This is a genomic window from Kitasatospora sp. NPDC004669, assembly GCF_040609455.1.
In the GTDB taxonomy this organism is placed as follows: domain Bacteria; phylum Actinomycetota; class Actinomycetes; order Streptomycetales; family Streptomycetaceae; genus Kitasatospora.
Genome location: NZ_JBEXKB010000002.1, coordinates 156536 through 173290, shown reverse-complemented (window position 1 = coordinate 173290; position 16755 = coordinate 156536). Strand labels below are relative to the sequence as shown.

14 protein-coding genes are annotated in these 16755 nt (G+C 73.8%); 9 read left to right on the top strand and 5 right to left on the bottom strand.

Features of this window, described 5'->3' with window-relative positions; all coding sequences use genetic code 11:
- The first annotated feature begins 227 nt into the window (after window positions 1-227).
- From ABZW30_RS02630 to ABZW30_RS02620, 3 genes are all read left to right on the top strand, one after another.
- Complete coding sequence (locus ABZW30_RS02630; RefSeq protein ID WP_355669199.1) at window positions 228-1571, top strand: hemolysin family protein; 1344 nt, start codon at window positions 228-230, stop codon at window positions 1569-1571.
- Entirely contained in the window at window positions 1568-2614 is a 1047-nt protein-coding gene (locus tag ABZW30_RS02625) for a hemolysin family protein (protein WP_355669198.1), read from the top strand. Before ABZW30_RS02630 ends, ABZW30_RS02625 begins: the two co-directional genes overlap by 4 nt.
- A gap of 143 nt (window positions 2615-2757) precedes the next feature.
- Complete coding sequence (locus ABZW30_RS02620) at window positions 2758-3744, top strand: NAD-dependent epimerase/dehydratase family protein (RefSeq protein WP_355669197.1); 987 nt, start codon at window positions 2758-2760, stop codon at window positions 3742-3744.
- Between the two features lie 71 nt (window positions 3745-3815).
- Here ABZW30_RS02620 and ABZW30_RS02615 read toward each other — a convergent pair whose 3' ends face one another.
- Both ABZW30_RS02615 and ABZW30_RS02610 read right to left on the bottom strand, forming a co-directional pair.
- A complete protein-coding gene (locus tag ABZW30_RS02615; RefSeq protein WP_355669375.1) occupies window positions 3816-5735 on the bottom strand; it encodes an AAA family ATPase in 1920 nt (639 codons plus the stop codon).
- Between the two features lie 421 nt (window positions 5736-6156).
- A complete protein-coding gene (locus ABZW30_RS02610; RefSeq protein WP_355669374.1) occupies window positions 6157-6735 on the bottom strand; it encodes a hypothetical protein in 579 nt (192 codons plus the stop codon).
- 265 nt (window positions 6736-7000) lie between these two features.
- Between ABZW30_RS02610 and ABZW30_RS02605 the strand changes: the two genes are divergently transcribed.
- Window positions 7001-8164 (top strand): acyl-CoA dehydrogenase family protein, encoded by a 1164-nt coding sequence (locus ABZW30_RS02605; RefSeq protein WP_355669196.1) that lies wholly within the window; start codon window positions 7001-7003, stop codon window positions 8162-8164.
- 101 nt (window positions 8165-8265) lie between these two features.
- On the opposite strand, the gene ABZW30_RS02600 is transcribed toward ABZW30_RS02605, so the two are convergent.
- Window positions 8266-8748, bottom strand: a complete 483-nt coding sequence (locus ABZW30_RS02600; protein ID WP_355669195.1) for a hypothetical protein — start codon at window positions 8746-8748, stop codon at window positions 8266-8268.
- 380 nt (window positions 8749-9128) lie between these two features.
- Between ABZW30_RS02600 and ABZW30_RS02595 the strand changes: the two genes are divergently transcribed.
- The 5 genes from ABZW30_RS02595 to fxsA all read left to right on the top strand — a co-directional run bounded on the left by ABZW30_RS02595 (window position 9129) and on the right by fxsA (window position 14225).
- Complete coding sequence (locus ABZW30_RS02595) at window positions 9129-9569, top strand: Lrp/AsnC family transcriptional regulator (protein ID WP_045694655.1); 441 nt, start codon at window positions 9129-9131, stop codon at window positions 9567-9569.
- 49 nt (window positions 9570-9618) lie between these two features.
- Window positions 9619-11259, top strand: a complete 1641-nt coding sequence (locus ABZW30_RS02590; RefSeq protein ID WP_355669194.1) for an amidohydrolase family protein — start codon at window positions 9619-9621, stop codon at window positions 11257-11259.
- Between the two features lie 76 nt (window positions 11260-11335).
- Complete coding sequence (locus ABZW30_RS02585; RefSeq protein WP_355669193.1) at window positions 11336-11794, top strand: N-acetyltransferase; 459 nt, start codon at window positions 11336-11338, stop codon at window positions 11792-11794.
- 156 nt (window positions 11795-11950) lie between these two features.
- Window positions 11951-13591 carry an apolipoprotein N-acyltransferase gene (gene lnt, locus ABZW30_RS02580; RefSeq protein WP_355669192.1) on the top strand — a complete coding sequence of 547 codons (1641 nt, stop codon included), beginning with the start codon at window positions 11951-11953 and terminating at the stop codon, window positions 13589-13591.
- Between the two features lie 55 nt (window positions 13592-13646).
- Entirely contained in the window at window positions 13647-14225 is a 579-nt protein-coding gene (gene fxsA / locus ABZW30_RS02575; protein WP_355669191.1) for an FxsA family membrane protein, read from the top strand.
- A gap of 162 nt (window positions 14226-14387) precedes the next feature.
- Here fxsA and ABZW30_RS02570 read toward each other — a convergent pair whose 3' ends face one another.
- Window positions 14388-14762, bottom strand: coding sequence for an RNA polymerase-binding protein RbpA (locus ABZW30_RS02570; RefSeq protein ID WP_153459849.1), 375 nt, complete (start codon window positions 14760-14762; stop codon window positions 14388-14390).
- 275 nt (window positions 14763-15037) lie between these two features.
- Complete coding sequence (locus ABZW30_RS02565; RefSeq protein ID WP_355669190.1) at window positions 15038-16651, bottom strand: hypothetical protein; 1614 nt, start codon at window positions 16649-16651, stop codon at window positions 15038-15040.
- Between the last annotated feature and the right edge of the window lie 104 nt (window positions 16652-16755).

Genomic DNA, 16755 nt, shown 5'->3' with positions numbered 1-16755 from the left:
TGCGATTCCGCGATCCAACGGGTCCCGAACATGCTTCCTGCTGTTGCCCCGGTATGGTCTACGCTGGTAAAAGCAGGGCAAAACTTCAGTCCTGCCCGCAGGTCGTCCGACAAGAGCCCGACCTGACTCGAACTCTGACCTGAGGAGTGACACTCCCCCTCGATGGACGATCCGTCCGGTAGTACCTGCGCCGCCTCGCTTCCGACGTCCGGAAGGCAGGCGGCACTGTGATCACCGCCTGGCTGCTGTTGTTCGCGGCCTTCCTCCTGATCCTCGCCAACGGCCTCTTCGTGGCCGCCGAGTTCGCCTTCGTGACCGCCGACCGGGGCGCGGTGGAACGTTCCGCCAAGGCCGGAGACGCCAAGTCCGGCCGGGTCTCCAGGGCCCTTCGGCACCTCTCCTTCGAACTCTCCGGAGCCCAGCTGGGCATCACCGTCACCTCGTTGGTGGTCGGCATGCTCGCCGAGCCGGCCCTGTCGACCCTGCTGCGGCCCGTGATGTCGGGCATCGGCGTGCCCGACTCGGTCGCCCGCGGCGCCGGCGTGGTGATCGGCATGGTGCTGGCCACCGTCGTGCAGATGGTGATCGGCGAGCTGGTCCCGAAGAACTGGGCGATCGCCCGCCCGCTCCAGGTGGCCCGCTCGGTCGCCGCCCCGCACATGGCCTTCTCCTTCGTCTGCCGCCCGCTGATCAGCTTCCTGAACGGCGCCGCCGACAAGACGGTCCGGGCCTTCGGCGTCGAGCCGCAGGAGGAGCTGGACCACGCCCGGACCCCGGCCGAGCTGGTCTCGCTGGCCCGCCACTCGGCCAAGGCCGGCGCGATAGACGAGGAGTCGGCGACCCTGTTCGTCCGCACCCTCGGACTCGGCGAGCTGACCGCCGAGTCCGTGATGACCCCGCGGGTCGACGTCTCCGCCCTCCAGCGCGACGCCACCGCCTCCGACGTCATCAACCTGACCCGGGCCACCGGCCTGTCCCGCTTCCCGGTCTACGCCGACAGCCTGGACGAGGTCACCGGCATCGTGACGCTCAAGGACGCCCTCGCCGTCCCGGCCGCCCGGCGCGGTCTGGTGAAGGTCGGCGAGCTGGCCTCGCCGCCGCTGCTGGTGCCCGAGACCCTGCCCGCCGAGCGGCTGCTCGACCGACTGCGCCGCCTCCAGCCGATGGCCATCGTGGTCGACGAGTACGGCGGCACCGCCGGCGTCGTCACCGTCGAGGACATCGTCGAGGAGATCGTCGGCGAGGTGCAGGACGAGCACGACCCGGCCGACCGCCCCGAGCTGCTCCCGCTGCCGACCGTCGACGGCCTGCCCGCATGGGAGGCCGACGGCCGTGCCCGGCTCGACCAGCTGGAGGCCATCGGTCTGAACGCCCCGGACGGCCCGTACGAGACCCTGGCCGGTCTGGTCGCCGACCTGCTCGGCAAGCTCCCCGACGTGGGCGAGCAGGCCGGACTGCCCGGCTGGCGGTTCACCGTGACCGGCGTCGACCGGCACCGCACCAGCCAGGTCCGGGTGGAGCGCACCGCCGCGGCCGCGCTGTTCGGCGAGGACCAGGGGGGCGCCCGATGATCGTGCTGCAACTGGGCCTCGCCCTCCTGCTGCTGCTCGGCAACGCGTTCTTCGTCGGCGCCGAGTTCGCCGTCGTCTCGGTGCGCCGCAGCCAGATCGAGCCGCTCGCCGAGGCCGGGCACAAGCGCGCCCGCACCGTGCTGCACGCACTGTCCAACGTCTCCGCGATGCTGGCCGCCGCCCAGCTGGGCATCACCGTCTGCTCGCTGGGCCTCGGCGCGCTCGCGGAGCCGACCATCGCCGCGCTGCTGGAGGGCCCGTTCCACGCGATCGGCGTCCCGACCGGCCTGATGCACCTGCTCTCGTACGGGATCTCGCTCTCCCTCGTGGTCTTCCTCCACATGGTGATGGGCGAGATGGTGCCGAAGAACATGGCCATGGCCGGCCCGGAGAAGGCCGCGCTCTGGCTCGGCCCGCCGCTGGACCGGCTGGCCCGCTGCCTCGCCCCGGTGATCCGGATGCTGAACGCCTTCGCCAACGGCGTGCTGAAGCTGTTCCGGGTCGAGGCCAAGGACGAGGTCGAGTCGGTCTTCACCACCGAGCAGCTGATGTACCTGCTGGTCGACTCCCGGGACGCCGGCCTGCTCGACGAGGAGCGCCAGGAGCGCCTGGAGGACGCCCTGGAGATGGGCCGCCGCCCGGTCACCGACGTGCTGCTGCGGCCCGAGGAACTGGTCACCGTGGACCCGAAGGCGACCGCCGCCGAGGTCGAGGAGCTCGCCCTGCGCACCGGTTTCTCGCGCTTCCCGGTCACCGACGGCGACCCGGCCGGCCGCGGCTACCTCGGTTACCTCCACCTCAAGGACATCCTCGATGTGGAGGACCCGTCGGCGCCCGTCCCGGCCCGGCTGTGGCGGCCGATCACGGTGCTGCGCGGTGGCCTCCCGCTGGACGACGCCCTCGGCGCGATGCGCCGGGCCACCTGCCACCTGGCCGCCGTGCTGGACCAGGACGGCCGCACGGTGGGCGTGGTGATGCTGGAGGACGTGCTGGAGGAACTGGTCGGCGAGATGCACGACCCCGACCACCGCACCACCGCGTAGCACACCCCAGGTCAGGACAGCCCAGGTCAGGACACCTCCGGTCAGTACACCTCCGTTCGCTGACGGCGTGTCCGCCCGTGGCGATTCCGCCCAGAGCGTTCAGCGGTTCCCATGCCGGCCACCCTCGGAGCAGGGTGGTCGGCATGAGACTTCTCCTGCTGGGTGGAACGAAGTTCGTCGGACGCGCCATCGCCGAGGAGGCCCTCGCCCGCGGATGGGAGGTGACGGCCCTCAACCGCGGCACGCAGCCCGCGCCCGAGGGCGTGCGGGTGCTGGTGGGCGACCGTACGGCCGAGGACGGCCTTGCGGCGCTCGCCACGGGGGAGTGGGACGCGGTGGTGGACACCTGGTCCTGGGCCCCGGCGGCGGTGCGCGACAGCGCCCGGCAGCTGTTCGGCCGGGTCGGCCACTACGCGTACATCTCCAGCCGGTCGGTGTACGACTACCCGCTGCGCGCCGGGGCGGACGAGTCGGCGCCGGTGGTCCCCTCCTCCCCGGACCTGACCGGCGAGGTGGCCTACGCCGAGGCCAAGCGCGGCGCCGAACTGGCCCTGGAAGCGGAGTACGGCGGGCGCGCCCTGCTGGTGCGCGCCGGGCTGATCCTCGGCCCGTACGAGAACATCGGCCGACTGCCCTGGTGGCTCAACCGGATCGCCCGCGGCGGCCCGGTGCTCGCCCCCGGCCCGCGCGACATGGCGCTGCAGTACATCGACGGCCGCGACCTCGCGATCTGGACCCTGGACGCGGTCGCGGCCCGCCTGGCCGGCCCGTACAACGTGGTCAGCCCGGCCGGCCACACCACCATGGGCGGGCTGCTGGCGGCCTGCGTCTCGGCCACCGGTTCGGACGCCGAGCTGCGCTGGACCGACCCGGAGCGGATCATCGCGGCGGGCGTCGAACCGTGGACCGAGCTGCCGATCTGGCTGGCGCCGGGCGAGCTTCACGACTTCCTGTACGGCGCCTCGGTCGCCCGCGCGGTCGCCGCCGGGCTGCGCTGTCGCCCGGTCACCGAGACGGTCGCGGACACCTGGGCCTGGCTGCGGTCCATCGGCGGCGACGCCCCGCAGCGCGCCGACCGGCCGAACGTCGGGCTCGACCCCGAGCGCGAGGCGAAGCTGCTGCAGGGGTGAGGGGGCCACGGGGAGCTGTTCGAGGCCGGTGGCTTTTGTCGGACCCGGCGAGGACCCAAGCGACAGGCCCCCTAGCCCCGGCCGTCGATCAGCTCCCCGTAGGCCTGTACCAGGTCCGGCAGCCGTAGCGTAGCCAGGTCCTCCCGGCCCGGCGGCTCGCGCAGCAGCGACAGCCGCAGATCCCGGTAGGCGCAGGACTTCTCGTACAGGGTGCGGATGAACCGGCCGTTGCCCAGCTCGTCGATCCAGCCTTCGCGCACCACGTGGGTGCAGATGCTGGCCAGCTCCTCGGCGGCGTCCTCGTCCCAGCCGTCGCCGTCCCGGCCGGCCAGCGCCGCGCCGATGGCGGTCAGCTCGGTGGGGCGGTAACTCGGGAAGTCGACCCGGGTGGTGAAGCGGGAGTTGAGGCCGGGGTTGGTGGCGAGCAGCCGGTTCATCCCCTCGGGGTAGCCGGCCAGGATCACCACCAGCCGGTCCCGGTTGTCCTCGGCCCGCTTCAGCAGTACCTGGAGCGCCTCGTCGCCGTACGCGTCGCCCTTGGTGTAGCCGGAGTTGGAGAGGCTGTACGCCTCGTCGATGAACAGCACGCCGTCCAGCGCGGAGTCGATCAGGTCGTTCGCCTTGACGGCCGTCTGGCCGAGGAACTCGCCGACCAGGTCGGCTCTTTGAGCCTCCACCAGGTGGTCGCCGGAGAGCAGGCCGAGGGCGTGGAAGACCCTGCCGAGGATCCGGGCCACGGTGGTCTTTCCGGTGCCGGAGGGGCCGGAGAAGACGAAGTGCCGCTTCGGCGGCTGGACCGGCAGGCCCTGCTCGGTGCGCAGCCGGCTCATTCTCAACTGGGCCGAGAGCGCCCGCACTTGGCGCTTGACCGGCTCCATTCCCACCATCAGCGAGAGTTCGGCCAGCGCGGCGTCCAACTCCCGCTCGTCACCCTCCGGTTGGGCGGGGGTCGGGGCGGGCGCGAGGCGGGGCTGCGCCCCGCCGCGGACCGGCAGCGGCGCGGGTGCGGCGGGGCCGGCCGGGGCGCCCGAACCGGACCGCTCCCCGGCCGCCTGCGGCGCCCCGCCGGCCGCCGGCCCGCTCGGAGCGCCGTCCGACACGCCGTCCACCAGGCTCGCGTCCACCGAGGACCCGCTTCCCGGCGCGGCGGTCCCCGCTCCGAACTCCTCGCCGTAGAGCGGCCCTTCGGCGTACCCGGTGTCGTCCTGGTAGCCCGGGTCGCCGCCCGCCCCGGCGCTCTCCAGCCCGCCCGAGCGCCCGTCCGTCAGCAGCCCGTCCGCGAGCGCGTCCTCCGCCGCGATCGCCGTCAGCCGGGCCGCGGTGTCCATGAACGCCGGATCCGCCCGGTGCACCGCCCGGTACAGCGGCAGCGCCGCCGCGCTGCGCCCGGCCCCCTCGTACGCACGGGCCAGCCAGTAGCGCAGCTCCTTGCGCTGCGGCTGCTCGGAGCGGCAGCGCGCCAGCGAGGCGGCCAGGGGGGCCTGCGCCTGGGCGCACATGTCCAGCCGCACCCGCGCCATCCCGGCGAACAGCCCGGCCTCGATGCCCAGCAGCGGGTCGTCCAGCAGGTGGTCGGTGTCCCGGATCAACTGCTCCCAGTCCTTGAGCAGGTAGGACCGGCAGGCGTACAGGAACTGGGCGGACGGGTCCTCGCTGGGCGCCGGGCACTGCTCCAGCGCCCGGTCCAGCTCGACCAGGTGGCGGCCGTCCAGCCAGTGCGAGGCGTGCGCCAGCGCGAGGTCGCGGGCGTCCTCCAGGACGGGCTGCACCCACCAGCCCAGCCAGTACCAGGAGCTGAGCGGTCGCCGGTGCAGCCGCCGCTGTTCGCCGAAGCGCTTCTGGTGGCGGTACATGGCGAGCAGTGCCGCCGAGGTGTCGCTGCGCAGAGCGTGCAGGCCGAGCCAGGCGTCGGCCATGCCGGGGTCCAGCCGGACGGCGGCCCGGAACTCCTCCTCGGCCCGGGCGTAGGCGCCGGCCGTGTAGGCGTCCATGGCGCGCAGCCAGGCGCGGTCGGCGAGCCGGTCCGGGCCGCCCGCCGTGCTGTCGGAACTGTCCACCGTCGTCACTCACGCCCCCCGCGGTGTGGCCCGGGGCTCGGCCGGCGGTTCGCCTGAGCGCGGCCGGGCCGGTGGTCGGTAGCCCCCGGGGCGCATATGCGCCTGCCAGGAATCGTACCGGCGCAGGGCTGATCCGGAAGGGTGCCGCACAGGGTCAAATACGATCGCCCACACGGTCGTTGAGCGGTCGGATGGCTGAAACACCGAGGTCTGCCGACGGCGGAACGCGCTGTGGGAGGGGACCGGACGGCGCCCCCGGCTCACGGGGGAACAAGCCGGGGACGCCGGGTCCGAGGCGGCCGGAACGCTGCGTTCCGGCGGCTGAGGAGAACCTAGATCCTGGTGATGTCGCAGGTCAAGGGCTTGTTGAAGGTTCACCGACGGTGCCCGGGAGGATCCGCCCGGTCACCCCGTCCACGCGCGTGGCGGCGTACGGGCGGCTCGGGTCGGCGGCGAAGTGCGCCGCCTCCGCGTGCGCCCAGCCGGCCCAGAACTCAGCCAGTTCCGGACCGTCCCGCTCCTCGCCCCGCCGACGGGCCGCGACGGCGTCCAGTTCCATCCAGATCACCCGGGCCAGCCGGGGTCGAACGTCCCGGCGCCCGGCGCCGACCCCCTCCACCAGCACCACCGGGGCGGCCGGCACCGCGGCGGTGGTCGCGAAGCGGCGCAGCGTCCAGTCGTACACCCGGTACGCGGCGTCCCGGCCGACCGCCAGCGGCTCCAGCACCTGCTCGTGCAGCCGGCCCGTCCACTCGAAGGGCTCGGTGTGGGTGGCCAGGTCGTCGAGGTGGACCACCGGAGCCCCGTCGAGCGCCGCCGCCAGCCGCCCGGCGAAGGTGGTCTTGCCGGAGCCCGCGTGCCCGTCCACCGCGACCAGCCGCACCGGCCCGCAGGACGGCGGCAGCGCCCGCAGCTCGACGGCGAGCGAGGTCAGCGTGTCGCCGGTCGCGGGCGGACGGCGGGAGGGGAGGGTTCCGAAAACAGCCACAACGTCAACCCTACGGTGCCGTAGCCCACCACTGCGGACAGTTCATCTGTGCTGGTCGTGACGGCAGCGCGGGTTTCGGGCATACTCGCTTCGCCACGCCTGTGAACGGCCGTTCACCGCAACCCGGTGCCGGTCGGGCCGACCTGCCACACCCGCGCCGGACCAGCCGACACCCTCGGTCCGGCGCCCGATCGAGGAGGCGACCGCCGCCATGACCCCGTCCCCCGTGAAAGCCGTGGAGCGCCAGCTGCCGAGCGAGGAGGCCCGCGAGCTGCTGAGCCTCACCCGGGACCTGGTCCAGCGCGAATTGCAGCCGCGCGCGGCGGCGGACGAGGCCGCCGACCGCTTCCCCCGGGATGTCTTCCGCACCCTCGGCGAGGCCGGCCTGCTGTCCCTCCCGTACGACGAGAAGTACGGCGGCGGCGAGCAGCCCTACGAGGTGTACCTGCAGGTGCTGGAGGAGCTCGCGGCCGGCTGGCTGGCCGTCGGCCTCGGCGTCAGCGTGCACACCCTGTCCTGCCACGCGCTGGCCACCTTCGGCACCGACGAGCAGCGCGACGAGTGGCTGCCCGGCATGCTCTCCGGTGAGCAGCTCGGCGCCTACTGTCTCTCCGAGCCGCAGTCCGGATCGGACGCGGCCGCCCTGCGCACCCGCGCCGACCTGGACGGCGACGAGTACGTCGTCAACGGCACCAAGGCGTGGATCACCCACGGCGGACAGGCCGACTTCTACAGCGCCCTGGTGCGCACCGGCGTCGACGGCCCCAAGGGCATCAGTTGCCTGCTCGTCCCCGGCGACCAGCAGGGCCTGTCGGCCGCGCCGCCGGAGCACAAGATGGGCATGCGCTCCTCGCCGACCGCCCAGCTGCACTTCGACGGCGCCCGGGTCTCCCGCCACCGGCTGATCGGCGAGGAGGGCCAGGGCTTCCAGATCGCGCTCGCCGCGCTGGACTCCGGCCGCCTCGGCATCGCCGCCTGTGCGATAGGCGTCGCCCAGGCCGCGCTGGACCTCGCGGTGGACTACGCCCGCACCCGGCGCCAGTTCGGCCGTCCGATCGCCGAATTCCAGGGCCTGTCCTTCATGCTCGCCGACATGGCCACCCAGATCGAGGCCGGCCGCTCGCTCTACCTGGCCGCCGCGCGGCTGCGGGACGCGGGCCGGCCGTTCTCCAAGGAAGCGGCGATGGCCAAGCTGTTCTGCACCGACACCGTGATGCGGGTGACCACCGACGCCGTCCAGGTGCTCGGCGGCTACGGCTACACCCAGGACTTCCCGGCCGAGCGCTTCATGCGCGAGGCCAAGGTGCTGCAGATCGTCGAGGGCACCAACCAGGTCCAGCGCCTGGTGATCGGCCGCCACCTCACGAAGGCCTGACAGGCCTTCCCCGATACGGCCTCCGGCCGTCACTCCAGGGTGCGGAGTGACGACCGGAGGCATTTCCGATCGAGCGTCAACTCGCCTGCGGCAGGCGGCCGTCAGTGCCGGACCAGCCGCCGGCGCTGCTCCGGGATGACCGGCTTGACCGGGGCGACCTGCCACGCGGCCTGAGCCGGGACGGACGCGGTCCGCGCCGGGCGGTGCACCAGCGCGTGCGAGAACGGCTGGGTGCGCCAGTCGAGTCCGCTCGGGAGCTTGAACAGCGCGTCGAACCCGGCCGGCCGGAAGTCCTCGGGGGCCTCCACCTCCGCCAGGTCGTCCGTCAGCGTGCCCGAACCCGGGCAGACCGCGGGGGCGAAGGGGTTCCACGCGGTGGGCAGCAGCGCGTGCTGCGGGAGCCGCTCCTCATCCGCCACCAGGGCGATCGGACGGCGGCACTCGGGGCAGTGGACCCGGAAGATCTCCCAGGCCTCGGCGTCGCCGGGGTCGCTGTCCGGCGCGTGGTCGACCGCGAGGCCTTCGCGGCCGGTCATATCGTCGGTCTCGTCGGCGCCCAGCACACGCTGGTCAGTAGCAGGCATGAGGATCCCCCTAGGATCGGGCCCGGCGTGGTCGCCCGGGGCCACAACCAGCACTTCCCTGCGATTCGGGCTCATAACCCTGCGGCGTTGTGCACCGTGATGCACCGGGTGTGTCCTTGGCCACACCGCTTGCCACATTCACCCGGCACTTGCCCGTGTGACACCTGCAATCCCTCCAGTGATCGCCCGCTCGCCTCCGTGCGCTCTTGACCAGGCGCCGACGTTCGCCCCCCTTGCCCGCCCTCGGGCAGGAGGGCCCGCCCTCCGGCACTCGGTCCTCGCTTGCCGCTCGTCGCTCTCGGCGCCGGCGCACCCTTCGGCTCGGGCGGTGCACCACCGTGTGAGCCCCCCGTGCGTTCGAGCGGGTAGGTTTGCGCACTGTGGAGGATCTCGACCAACGCATCGTCCAGCTGCTCCTTGAGGACGGCCGGATGAGCTACACGGACCTGGGCAAGGCCACCGGCCTGTCCACCTCGGCGGTGCACCAGCGGGTGCGCCGCCTCGAACAGCGCGGGGTGATCCGCGGCTACACCGCGATCATCGACCCCGACGCCGTCGACCTGGCGCTGACCGCGTTCATTTCGGTCAAGCCCTTCGACCCCAGCGCGCCCGACGACACCCCGGAGCGACTGGCCGGCCTGCCCGAGATCGAGGCCTGCCACAGCGTCGCCGGCGACGAGAACTACATCCTCAAGGTGCGCGTCGGCGCCCCCGGCGACCTGGAGGACCTGCTCGCCCGCATCCGCAGCGCCGCCGGCGTCTCCACCCGCACCACCGTCGTGCTCTCCACCCCGTACGAGGCCCGCCCCCCGAAGCTCTGAAGGCCGGGCCGGACTTCTCGGAGCAAAAGCAAGGTGCAGACTTAGCGGCATGACCGAACGCACCCTCCCTCCTTGCCCGCCCTCGGGCAGGAGGGGCCCACGAACCGTCCTGCTGCGCGGCGGCGCCGTCTACAGCCCCGCCGACCCCTTCGCCACCGCGATGCTCGTGGAGGGCGAGCACATCGCCTGGGTCGGCAGCGACGGCGCCGCCGAGGCGTACGCGGCCACCGCCGACGAGATCGTCGAGCTGGACGGTGCCCTGGTCACCCCCGCCTTCGTGGACGCCCACGTCCACGCCACCTCCACCGGCCTGGCGCTCACCGGCCTCGACCTCACCGGCAGCCCCTCGCTGGCCGCCACCCTGGCCGCCGTCACCGCCTTCGTCGAGGCCCGGCCCGAGTCCGGCGGGGTGCTGATCGGCCACGGCTGGGACGAGAGCGGCTGGCCCGAGGGGCGCCCGCCCACGCTCGCCGAACTCGACGCCGCCGCCTGCGGCGCCGCGCTCTACCTCTCCCGCACCGACGTGCACTCCGCGCTCGCCACCACCGCGCTGCGCAGCCTCACCGAGGGCCTCACCGAGCGGCCCGGCTTCGACGCCGAGGGCCCGCTCACCAAGGACGCCCACCACGCAGTCCGGCAGACCGCGCTCGCCCGCCTCACCCCCGAGCAGCGCCGCCGGGCCCAGCGCGCCACCCTCGCCCGCGCCGCAGAACTGGGCATCGGGGCCCTGCACGAGTGCGCCGGCCCGGAGATCTCCTCGGAGGCCGACCTGGCCGCCCTGCTGGAGTTGGCCGCCGCCGGCGACGGCCCCGAAGTCTTCGGCTACTGGGGCGAGTTGGGTGGAGTCGAGACGGCGCGCAGGCTCGGCGCAGTGGGCGCCGGCGGCGACCTCTTCGTGGACGGCGCGCTCGGCTCGCGCACCGCCTGCCTGCACACCCCGTACGCCGACGCCGAGCACACCGGCACCGCCTACCTGACCGCCGAGCAGGTCGCCGACCACGTCGTCGCCTGCACCGAGGCCGGGCTGCAGGCCGGCTTCCACGCCATCGGCGACGCCGCCGTGGCAGCGGTCGTCGAGGGCGTCCGTACGGCCGGCGAGAGGGTCGGCGCGGGCCGGGTCAAGGCCCTGCGCCACCGCGTCGAGCACGCCGAGGCGCTGGACGACAAGGCCATCGCCGCCTTCGCCGAACTCGGCCTCACCGCCTCCGTCCAGCCCGCCTTCGACGCCGCCTGGGGCGGCCCGGACGGCATGTACGTGCAGCGCCTCGGCGCCGAGCGGGCCGCCGCCCTCAACCCCTTCGCCGCCCTGCTGCGCGCCGGCGTCCCGCTGGCCTTCGGCTCGGACGCCCCGGTCACCCCGCTCGACCCCTGGGGCACCGTCCGTGCGGCCGCCTTCCACCGCACCCTGGAACACCGGATCTCCGTCCGCGCCGCCTTCACCGCCCACACCCGCGGCGGCTGGCGTGCGATCGGCCGCGACCAGGACGGCGTGCTGGTCCCCGGTGCGGTCGCCAGCTACGCGATCTGGGCCGCCGAGGAACTGGTCGTCCAGGCCCCCGACGCCCGGGTGGCCGGCTGGTCCACCGACCCGCGCTCCGGCACCCCCGGCCTGCCCGACCTCACCCCTGGCCGCGAACTGCCCGCCTGCCTGCGCACCGTGGTCCGCGGCCGCACCGTGCACCGGCGCTAGGGCCTGCCAGGCAAGATCGGCCGGACAAGCCCTCATCGAATGAAGGGGCGGGCCGCCGCGTCCTAGGTTGATCACCATGACGACCGAACCGCTGGTGCCCGCCGACTTCACCGTCCCGCGCGAGCTGCTCGCCCCGGAGTTCCGCCTGGAACCGCTGGGCGAGCAGCACAACGCCTCCGACCACGCCGCGTGGACCGGCAGCATCGACCACATCCGTGCCACCCCCGGCTGGGCCGGCCGCGGCTGGCCGCCCGTCGACGGGATGCCCCCAGAGCGGAACCTCGCCGACCTGCGCCGCCACGCCGCCGACTTCGAGGCCCGCACCGGCTTCACCTACACCGTCCTGGAACCGGACCGGGACGAGGTGATCGGCTGCGTCTACATCTACCCGGACCGCGAGGACCCGTCCGTGGTCTCGGTCAGCTCCTGGGTCCGCGCCGACCGTGCCGCGCTGGACGCCCCGCTGCACCGGGCCGTCTCCGCCTGGCTCGCCGAGCACTGGCCGCTGGGCGAGGTCCGCTACGCAGAGCGCTGACCCGGGCGCCGGCCAGGGCGCGGGCAGGCCGGGCGAGGGGTGGCCGGGCGAGGGTCGGCCCCACCACCCTGACCTCACGCCGCACTGACGTTCCGGGGTACCGTCTTCGGACAGCGTCCGAACAGCAAGCCCCAGGAAGATGGTGCGCCGGTGGCCATGCCCGTCACCCAGGAGCGGTCCGGGACCGCTCCCGAGCCGCAGGACCCGGCCCCCACGCCCGGCCGTGCCGCCCGCGCCCTCGCCAAGGTCCGCGCCGGGCTGCCCCGGACCGGCCTCGCCGCCCTGGCCGGCCTGCTGCTCGCGCTCGCCTTCCCGCCCTACGACCTCTGGCCGCTGTCCCTGCTCGGCGTCGCCGCGCTCTCGCTGCTCACCCGCGGCCGGACCTTCCGCCAGGGTCTGTGGACGGGCTTCGCCTTCGGTGTGCCGTTCTTCCTGATGCTGCTCAGCTGGCTGCGGGTGGTCGGTTGGGACGCCACGATCGGCCTGTCCGTCGTGGAGGCGCTGTTCCTGGCCCTGCTCGGCGGCGCGCTGGCGCTCACTGCCCGGCTGCCCGGCTGGCCGCTCTGGGGAGCCTGCCTGTGGATCACCCAGGAGTGGGCGCGCGACCGGCTGCCGCTCGGCGGCTTCCCCTGGGGCCGGCTCGCCTTCGCCAACACCGCCACCCCGTACACCCCGCTGGCCGCGATCGGCGGCGCGCCGCTGGTGACCTTCGCCGTCGCCCTCTCCGGCACCCTGCTGGCCTGGGCCGCGCTGCGTCTGCGCGGGCCGCGCAGGGCCCCGTGGGCGGCCGCGCTGGCGGCGCTCGGCGCGGTCGCCGCGCTGCTGGCCGGCTACCTCGTCCCGGTGCCCACCGCCGCGGACGACACCGTCAAGGTCGCCATCGTCCAGGGCAACGTGCCCAACCCGGGCATGGACTTCCTGGGCCGCCCGATGATGGTCCTGAACAACCACGCCTCGGCCACCGAGCGCCTCGCCGCCGACATCCAGGCGGGCAAGGTCCCGCACCCCGACGTCGTGATCTGGCCGGAGAACTCCTCCGACCTGGACCCGTTCAGCGACCCGCTGGCCCGCCAGCGCATCGACGAGGCGGTCAGGGCCGTCGGCGTGCCCACCCTGGTCGGCACCCTGGTGGACGGCCCGGACGCGCAGCACGTCCAGAACGAGGGCATCGTCTGGGACCCGCAGACCGGCCCCGGCGCCTCCTACACCAAGCAGCACCCCGTCCCCTTCGGCGAGTACGTGCCCTTCCGCGCCCAGCTGATGAAGGTGATCACCCGCCTCCAGCGGGTCGCCCGGGACTTCTGGCCCGGCGACCACAACGGCGTCATGCAGCTCGGCCCGGCGAAGATCGGCGACGTGATCTGCTTCGAGGTGGCCTACGACGAGATCGTCCGGGACACCGTGGACAGCGGTGCCCGCGTCCTGGTCGTGCAGACCAACAACGCGACCTACGCCGAGACCGGCCAGCCCGAGCAGCAGCTCGCGATGAGCCGGCTGCGCGCGGTCGAGCACGGCCGGGCCGTCCTGATCGCCGCCACCAGTGGCATCAGCGCGGTGATCGCGCCGGACGGCACCGTCGAGCAGCGCACCCAGGAGCTGACCGCGGCCGAGCTGTCCGCGACCGTCCCGCTGCGCGACGGCACCACGGTGGCCGACCGGGTCGGCGTCGCCCCGGAGTGGACGCTGGCGATCGGGGGCCTGCTGGCCTGCGGCGCCGCGGCGCTGGTCGGCCGTCGCAAGAAGACCGCCGTCGGAACACCGGCCGCCGGGGAACCGTTGGACCAGGTGGTGCCGTAGCCGGCCCGGACCTCCCGTGCGGCGCGCAGAGCACCGCTTGGAGTGGATTCGTACCGTGACCCAGCAAGCTACCCCCACCCGTCCGGTCCCGCGTAGCAGGCTGCGCCGGGTGCTGCCGCCGCTGATCACCGCCTGGCTGGTGCTGGAGATCTGGCTGCTGGTCCAGGTGGGCTCGTGGCTGGGCGGCGGCACCGTCCTGCTGCTGCTCATCGCCGGCGCGGTGATCGGCGGCTCGCTGATCAAGCGGGCCGGGCTGAAGGCGCTGTCGGCGGCCGTCGAACAGAGCAAGAACCCGCAGTCCCAGCAGCCGCAGACCGGCACCAGCATGACCGTGCTGGCCGGGCTGCTGCTGATCATCCCCGGCTTCCTGTCGGATCTGATCGCCCTGACGCTGCTGTTCCCGCCCACCCGGGCGCTCTGGAGGGCCGCCGGGCGCAGGCTCGCGGACAGCGCGCTGCGCAGCACCTCCGCGGTCGGCGCCGACCCGTTCGCGGACGCGATGCGGCTGCAGGAGCAGATGCGCATCCACCGCCCGGACGGCAAGGTGATCCAGGGCGAGGTGGTCGAGCCGGACGCCGGCCCGCGCGGCCCGCAGGGCCCGGACACCACCTACCGTCCGCCGATCACCGGCTGACCCGGCCGACCCGTCCGGGGGCCGCCCGCCCGGGCGGCCCCCGGACCGTCACTCGGCTCCGGAGGCTCCGGACGGCGCGAACGCCCCGGACAACGCGAAAGGGACCCTGGTGACCAGGGTCCCTTTTCGCGTCCTCCCGCCCAGCGGCGGGAGCGAGGTGTGTCAGGCGCTCTTACGGGTGTCCCGCGGGTGCACCGCGAGGTTCATCCCGCCGGAGCGGAGCACGGCCAGCCGTTCGGCCAGCACCTCCTCCAGCTCCTCGCGCGTCCGGCGCTCCATCAGCATGTCCCAATGGGTGCGCGTGGGCTTGACCTTCTTCTCCTCCGGCTCGTCACCGTCGAGAAGTGCCGCCTCCTGGCCGCAGAAGCGGCATTCCCAGGTCGGGGGGATCTCCGCCTCGACCGAGAAAGGAACCTCGAATCGGTGTCCGTTCTGACATGCGTACTCGACGGTCTGGCGGGGAGCCAGATCGATACCACGGTCGGTCTCGTAGCTAGTGGCCCCGAGTCGCGTGCCGCGGAGAGCTCGCTCGCTCATGAATCGTGCCTCCCGGGCTTATGGCCCACAGGACTAGTGGTCGCTGTTCTTCGTCGTTCGGTCAACGCTCGGCTTCCGACGAAGATTCCCGTCCCGGGACATGCGTCGTCTGTCGTGCCGCCCCTGTTTGTACCCACCAGCGCCCGATTTGTCACATCTGGCTGGTGATATCACCCCAGGTGTCACCTATTTCACATCCGGTGACCGGTCGGGCTTTCCGTGTCGAGCGTACCGGGACGGGATTCGACGGCCGTCGCCGCCCCCGCCCCGGGCGGTCAGGAGATCGGTCGGGAACGGATCATCGGCTCGGTCTTGCCGAGGTCGACCGGGTGGGCCGCCGGCGCTCCGTCGGTCGGGATCGTCGGCGCCCGCTCCGGGCGGGGCGGGGCGGCGGGGGAGGCCTCGGTCCGGCTGTCGCGGTGCGGCAGCAGGGCGATCACCGCGTCCCGCAGCTGCGGCGGGGCCTCGTCGTCCAGCGGGTCGACGGTGGCGGGCACCTGGAGCCGGACCGGGGCGCCGTTGCCGATCCGGGCGTAGCCGCGGCCGATCGGGGCGTGGGCGGCGGGCGCGATGTCCAGCGGCGCGCCGAGCGCGGCGTGGCCCTCGTCGGGCCCGGCGGGGCCGAGCAGTACCCGGGCCCGGGTGGTGGCGCGGACGGTCGGGGTGATCCGGTCCCGGGCCTCCAGGTCGTCGGCGATCACCACGGTGACCCGGGCGGCCCGGCCGTGCCGCAGCGGCAGCTCCAGCAGGTCCTGCGGGTCGGGGCGGCCCTCGGCGTGGGCGAGCTCGCTCAGCTCGGTCGGGTGGTCCAGCAGCAGCCACAGCGGCCGGGTGGCGTCCGCGGGTGGGGCGGTGCCGGTGTGCCGGGCGGCGTTCAGCGCGGCCAGCCGACGGTCGGTCTCGTGGGTGGCCCACTCCAGCGCGGCCAGGGCCCCGTGCAGGCTGGTCTCCACGGTGTGCACCCCGGGCCGGTTCACCAGGCAGGCGTGCTCTCCGGTGCCGGCGCCGTCGATCACCACCAGGTCGGCGTACGGGAGGGCCTGGAGCGCCACCGAGCGGAGCAGGCTGGAGGTGCCGTGGCCGGTGACCCCGAGGGCCAGCAGGTGCGGCTCGGAGGAGCGCGGGCCGGTGCGCCAGACCACGGGCGGTTGTTGGACGGTGGTGCCGCCCTGACTGACCGGGATGGTGCGGGCGGTGCCGTCCTCGTCGGTGAAGCCGAGCACGATCTCGCCCGGGGCGGCCACGAAGCGCTGGGCCATGATGTCGGTGGGCAGCGGGGCCATCGCGGCGATCCGCAGCCGGTTGGACTCCTCGTCCCAGTCGAAGCGGTACTCCCGGGCCCGTCCCGCCTTGCCCTGGACGACCTGCTCGATCCGGGCCCGGGCGGTCGGCTCGGTGTCGGTGAAGTACGCCGGGTAGCCGAGCTCCAGCCGGGAGAGCCGGCCCTCGGTGTCGAACTCCCAGGAGCTGAAGGCGCTCTTGTAGCTGCCCTCGAAGTGGTACAGCGGGTTGGCGTCCTCGGGCCCGCACAGGTACGGGGTGAGCGCCGAGTAGAGGGCGCTCAGTTTGACGTCGGCGACGTCGGGTGCCGGCGGGCCGGGTGGCGCCTTGGGGGTCCGGCCGGCCCAGGCGGCGCTGGCCATCAGGGCGATCAGCGCGAACAGCAGGCCGTGCGGTAGCAGGTAGATGCCGATCAACGTCGCGGCGGTGAGGAACAGCGTCGGGCCGCGGCGTTCCTGCGGGGTGGCCTGCCAGCGGCCCTTGGCCCAGCCGGCGTGGTGGCGCAGGCCCCGGCCGATCACGGCGAGCGGGGCGAACATGTCGGAGGCGTGGTCCCCGGCGGTTCGGGCGACCTCGCGGCCCTTGCTGAAATGGCGGTGGAGCGGCATTCCGTGACTCCCCGGGCGAGTGGGACGGGTGGGGTGAGAGGGGACTGCTCGGGTAACGACGGGGCCCGGGGCGGTGGGATCCGCGCCCGGGCCCGTACGGGGAG

Excerpts from the sequence above, each read along its gene's own strand:
- ABZW30_RS02625 (WP_355669198.1), top strand. The coding sequence starts at position 1,568 with ATGATCGTGCTGCAACTGGGCCTCGCCCTCCTGCTGCTGCTCGGCAAC.
- ABZW30_RS02620 (WP_355669197.1), top strand. The coding sequence starts at position 2,758 with ATGAGACTTCTCCTGCTGGGTGGAACGAAGTTCGTCGGACGCGCCATC.
- ABZW30_RS02615 (WP_355669375.1), bottom strand. The coding sequence starts at position 5,735 with ATGGACGCCTACACGGCCGGCGCCTACGCCCGGGCCGAGGAGGAGTTC.
- ABZW30_RS02605 (WP_355669196.1), top strand. The coding sequence starts at position 7,001 with ATGACCCCGTCCCCCGTGAAAGCCGTGGAGCGCCAGCTGCCGAGCGAG.
- ABZW30_RS02600 (WP_355669195.1), bottom strand. The coding sequence starts at position 8,748 with ATGCCTGCTACTGACCAGCGTGTGCTGGGCGCCGACGAGACCGACGAT.
- ABZW30_RS02590 (WP_355669194.1), top strand. The coding sequence starts at position 9,619 with ATGACCGAACGCACCCTCCCTCCTTGCCCGCCCTCGGGCAGGAGGGGC.
- ABZW30_RS02585 (WP_355669193.1), top strand. The coding sequence starts at position 11,336 with ATGACGACCGAACCGCTGGTGCCCGCCGACTTCACCGTCCCGCGCGAG.
- lnt (WP_355669192.1), top strand. The coding sequence starts at position 11,951 with ATGCCCGTCACCCAGGAGCGGTCCGGGACCGCTCCCGAGCCGCAGGAC.
- ABZW30_RS02570 (WP_153459849.1), bottom strand. The coding sequence starts at position 14,762 with ATGAGCGAGCGAGCTCTCCGCGGCACGCGACTCGGGGCCACTAGCTAC.
- ABZW30_RS02565 (WP_355669190.1), bottom strand. The coding sequence starts at position 16,651 with ATGCCGCTCCACCGCCATTTCAGCAAGGGCCGCGAGGTCGCCCGAACC.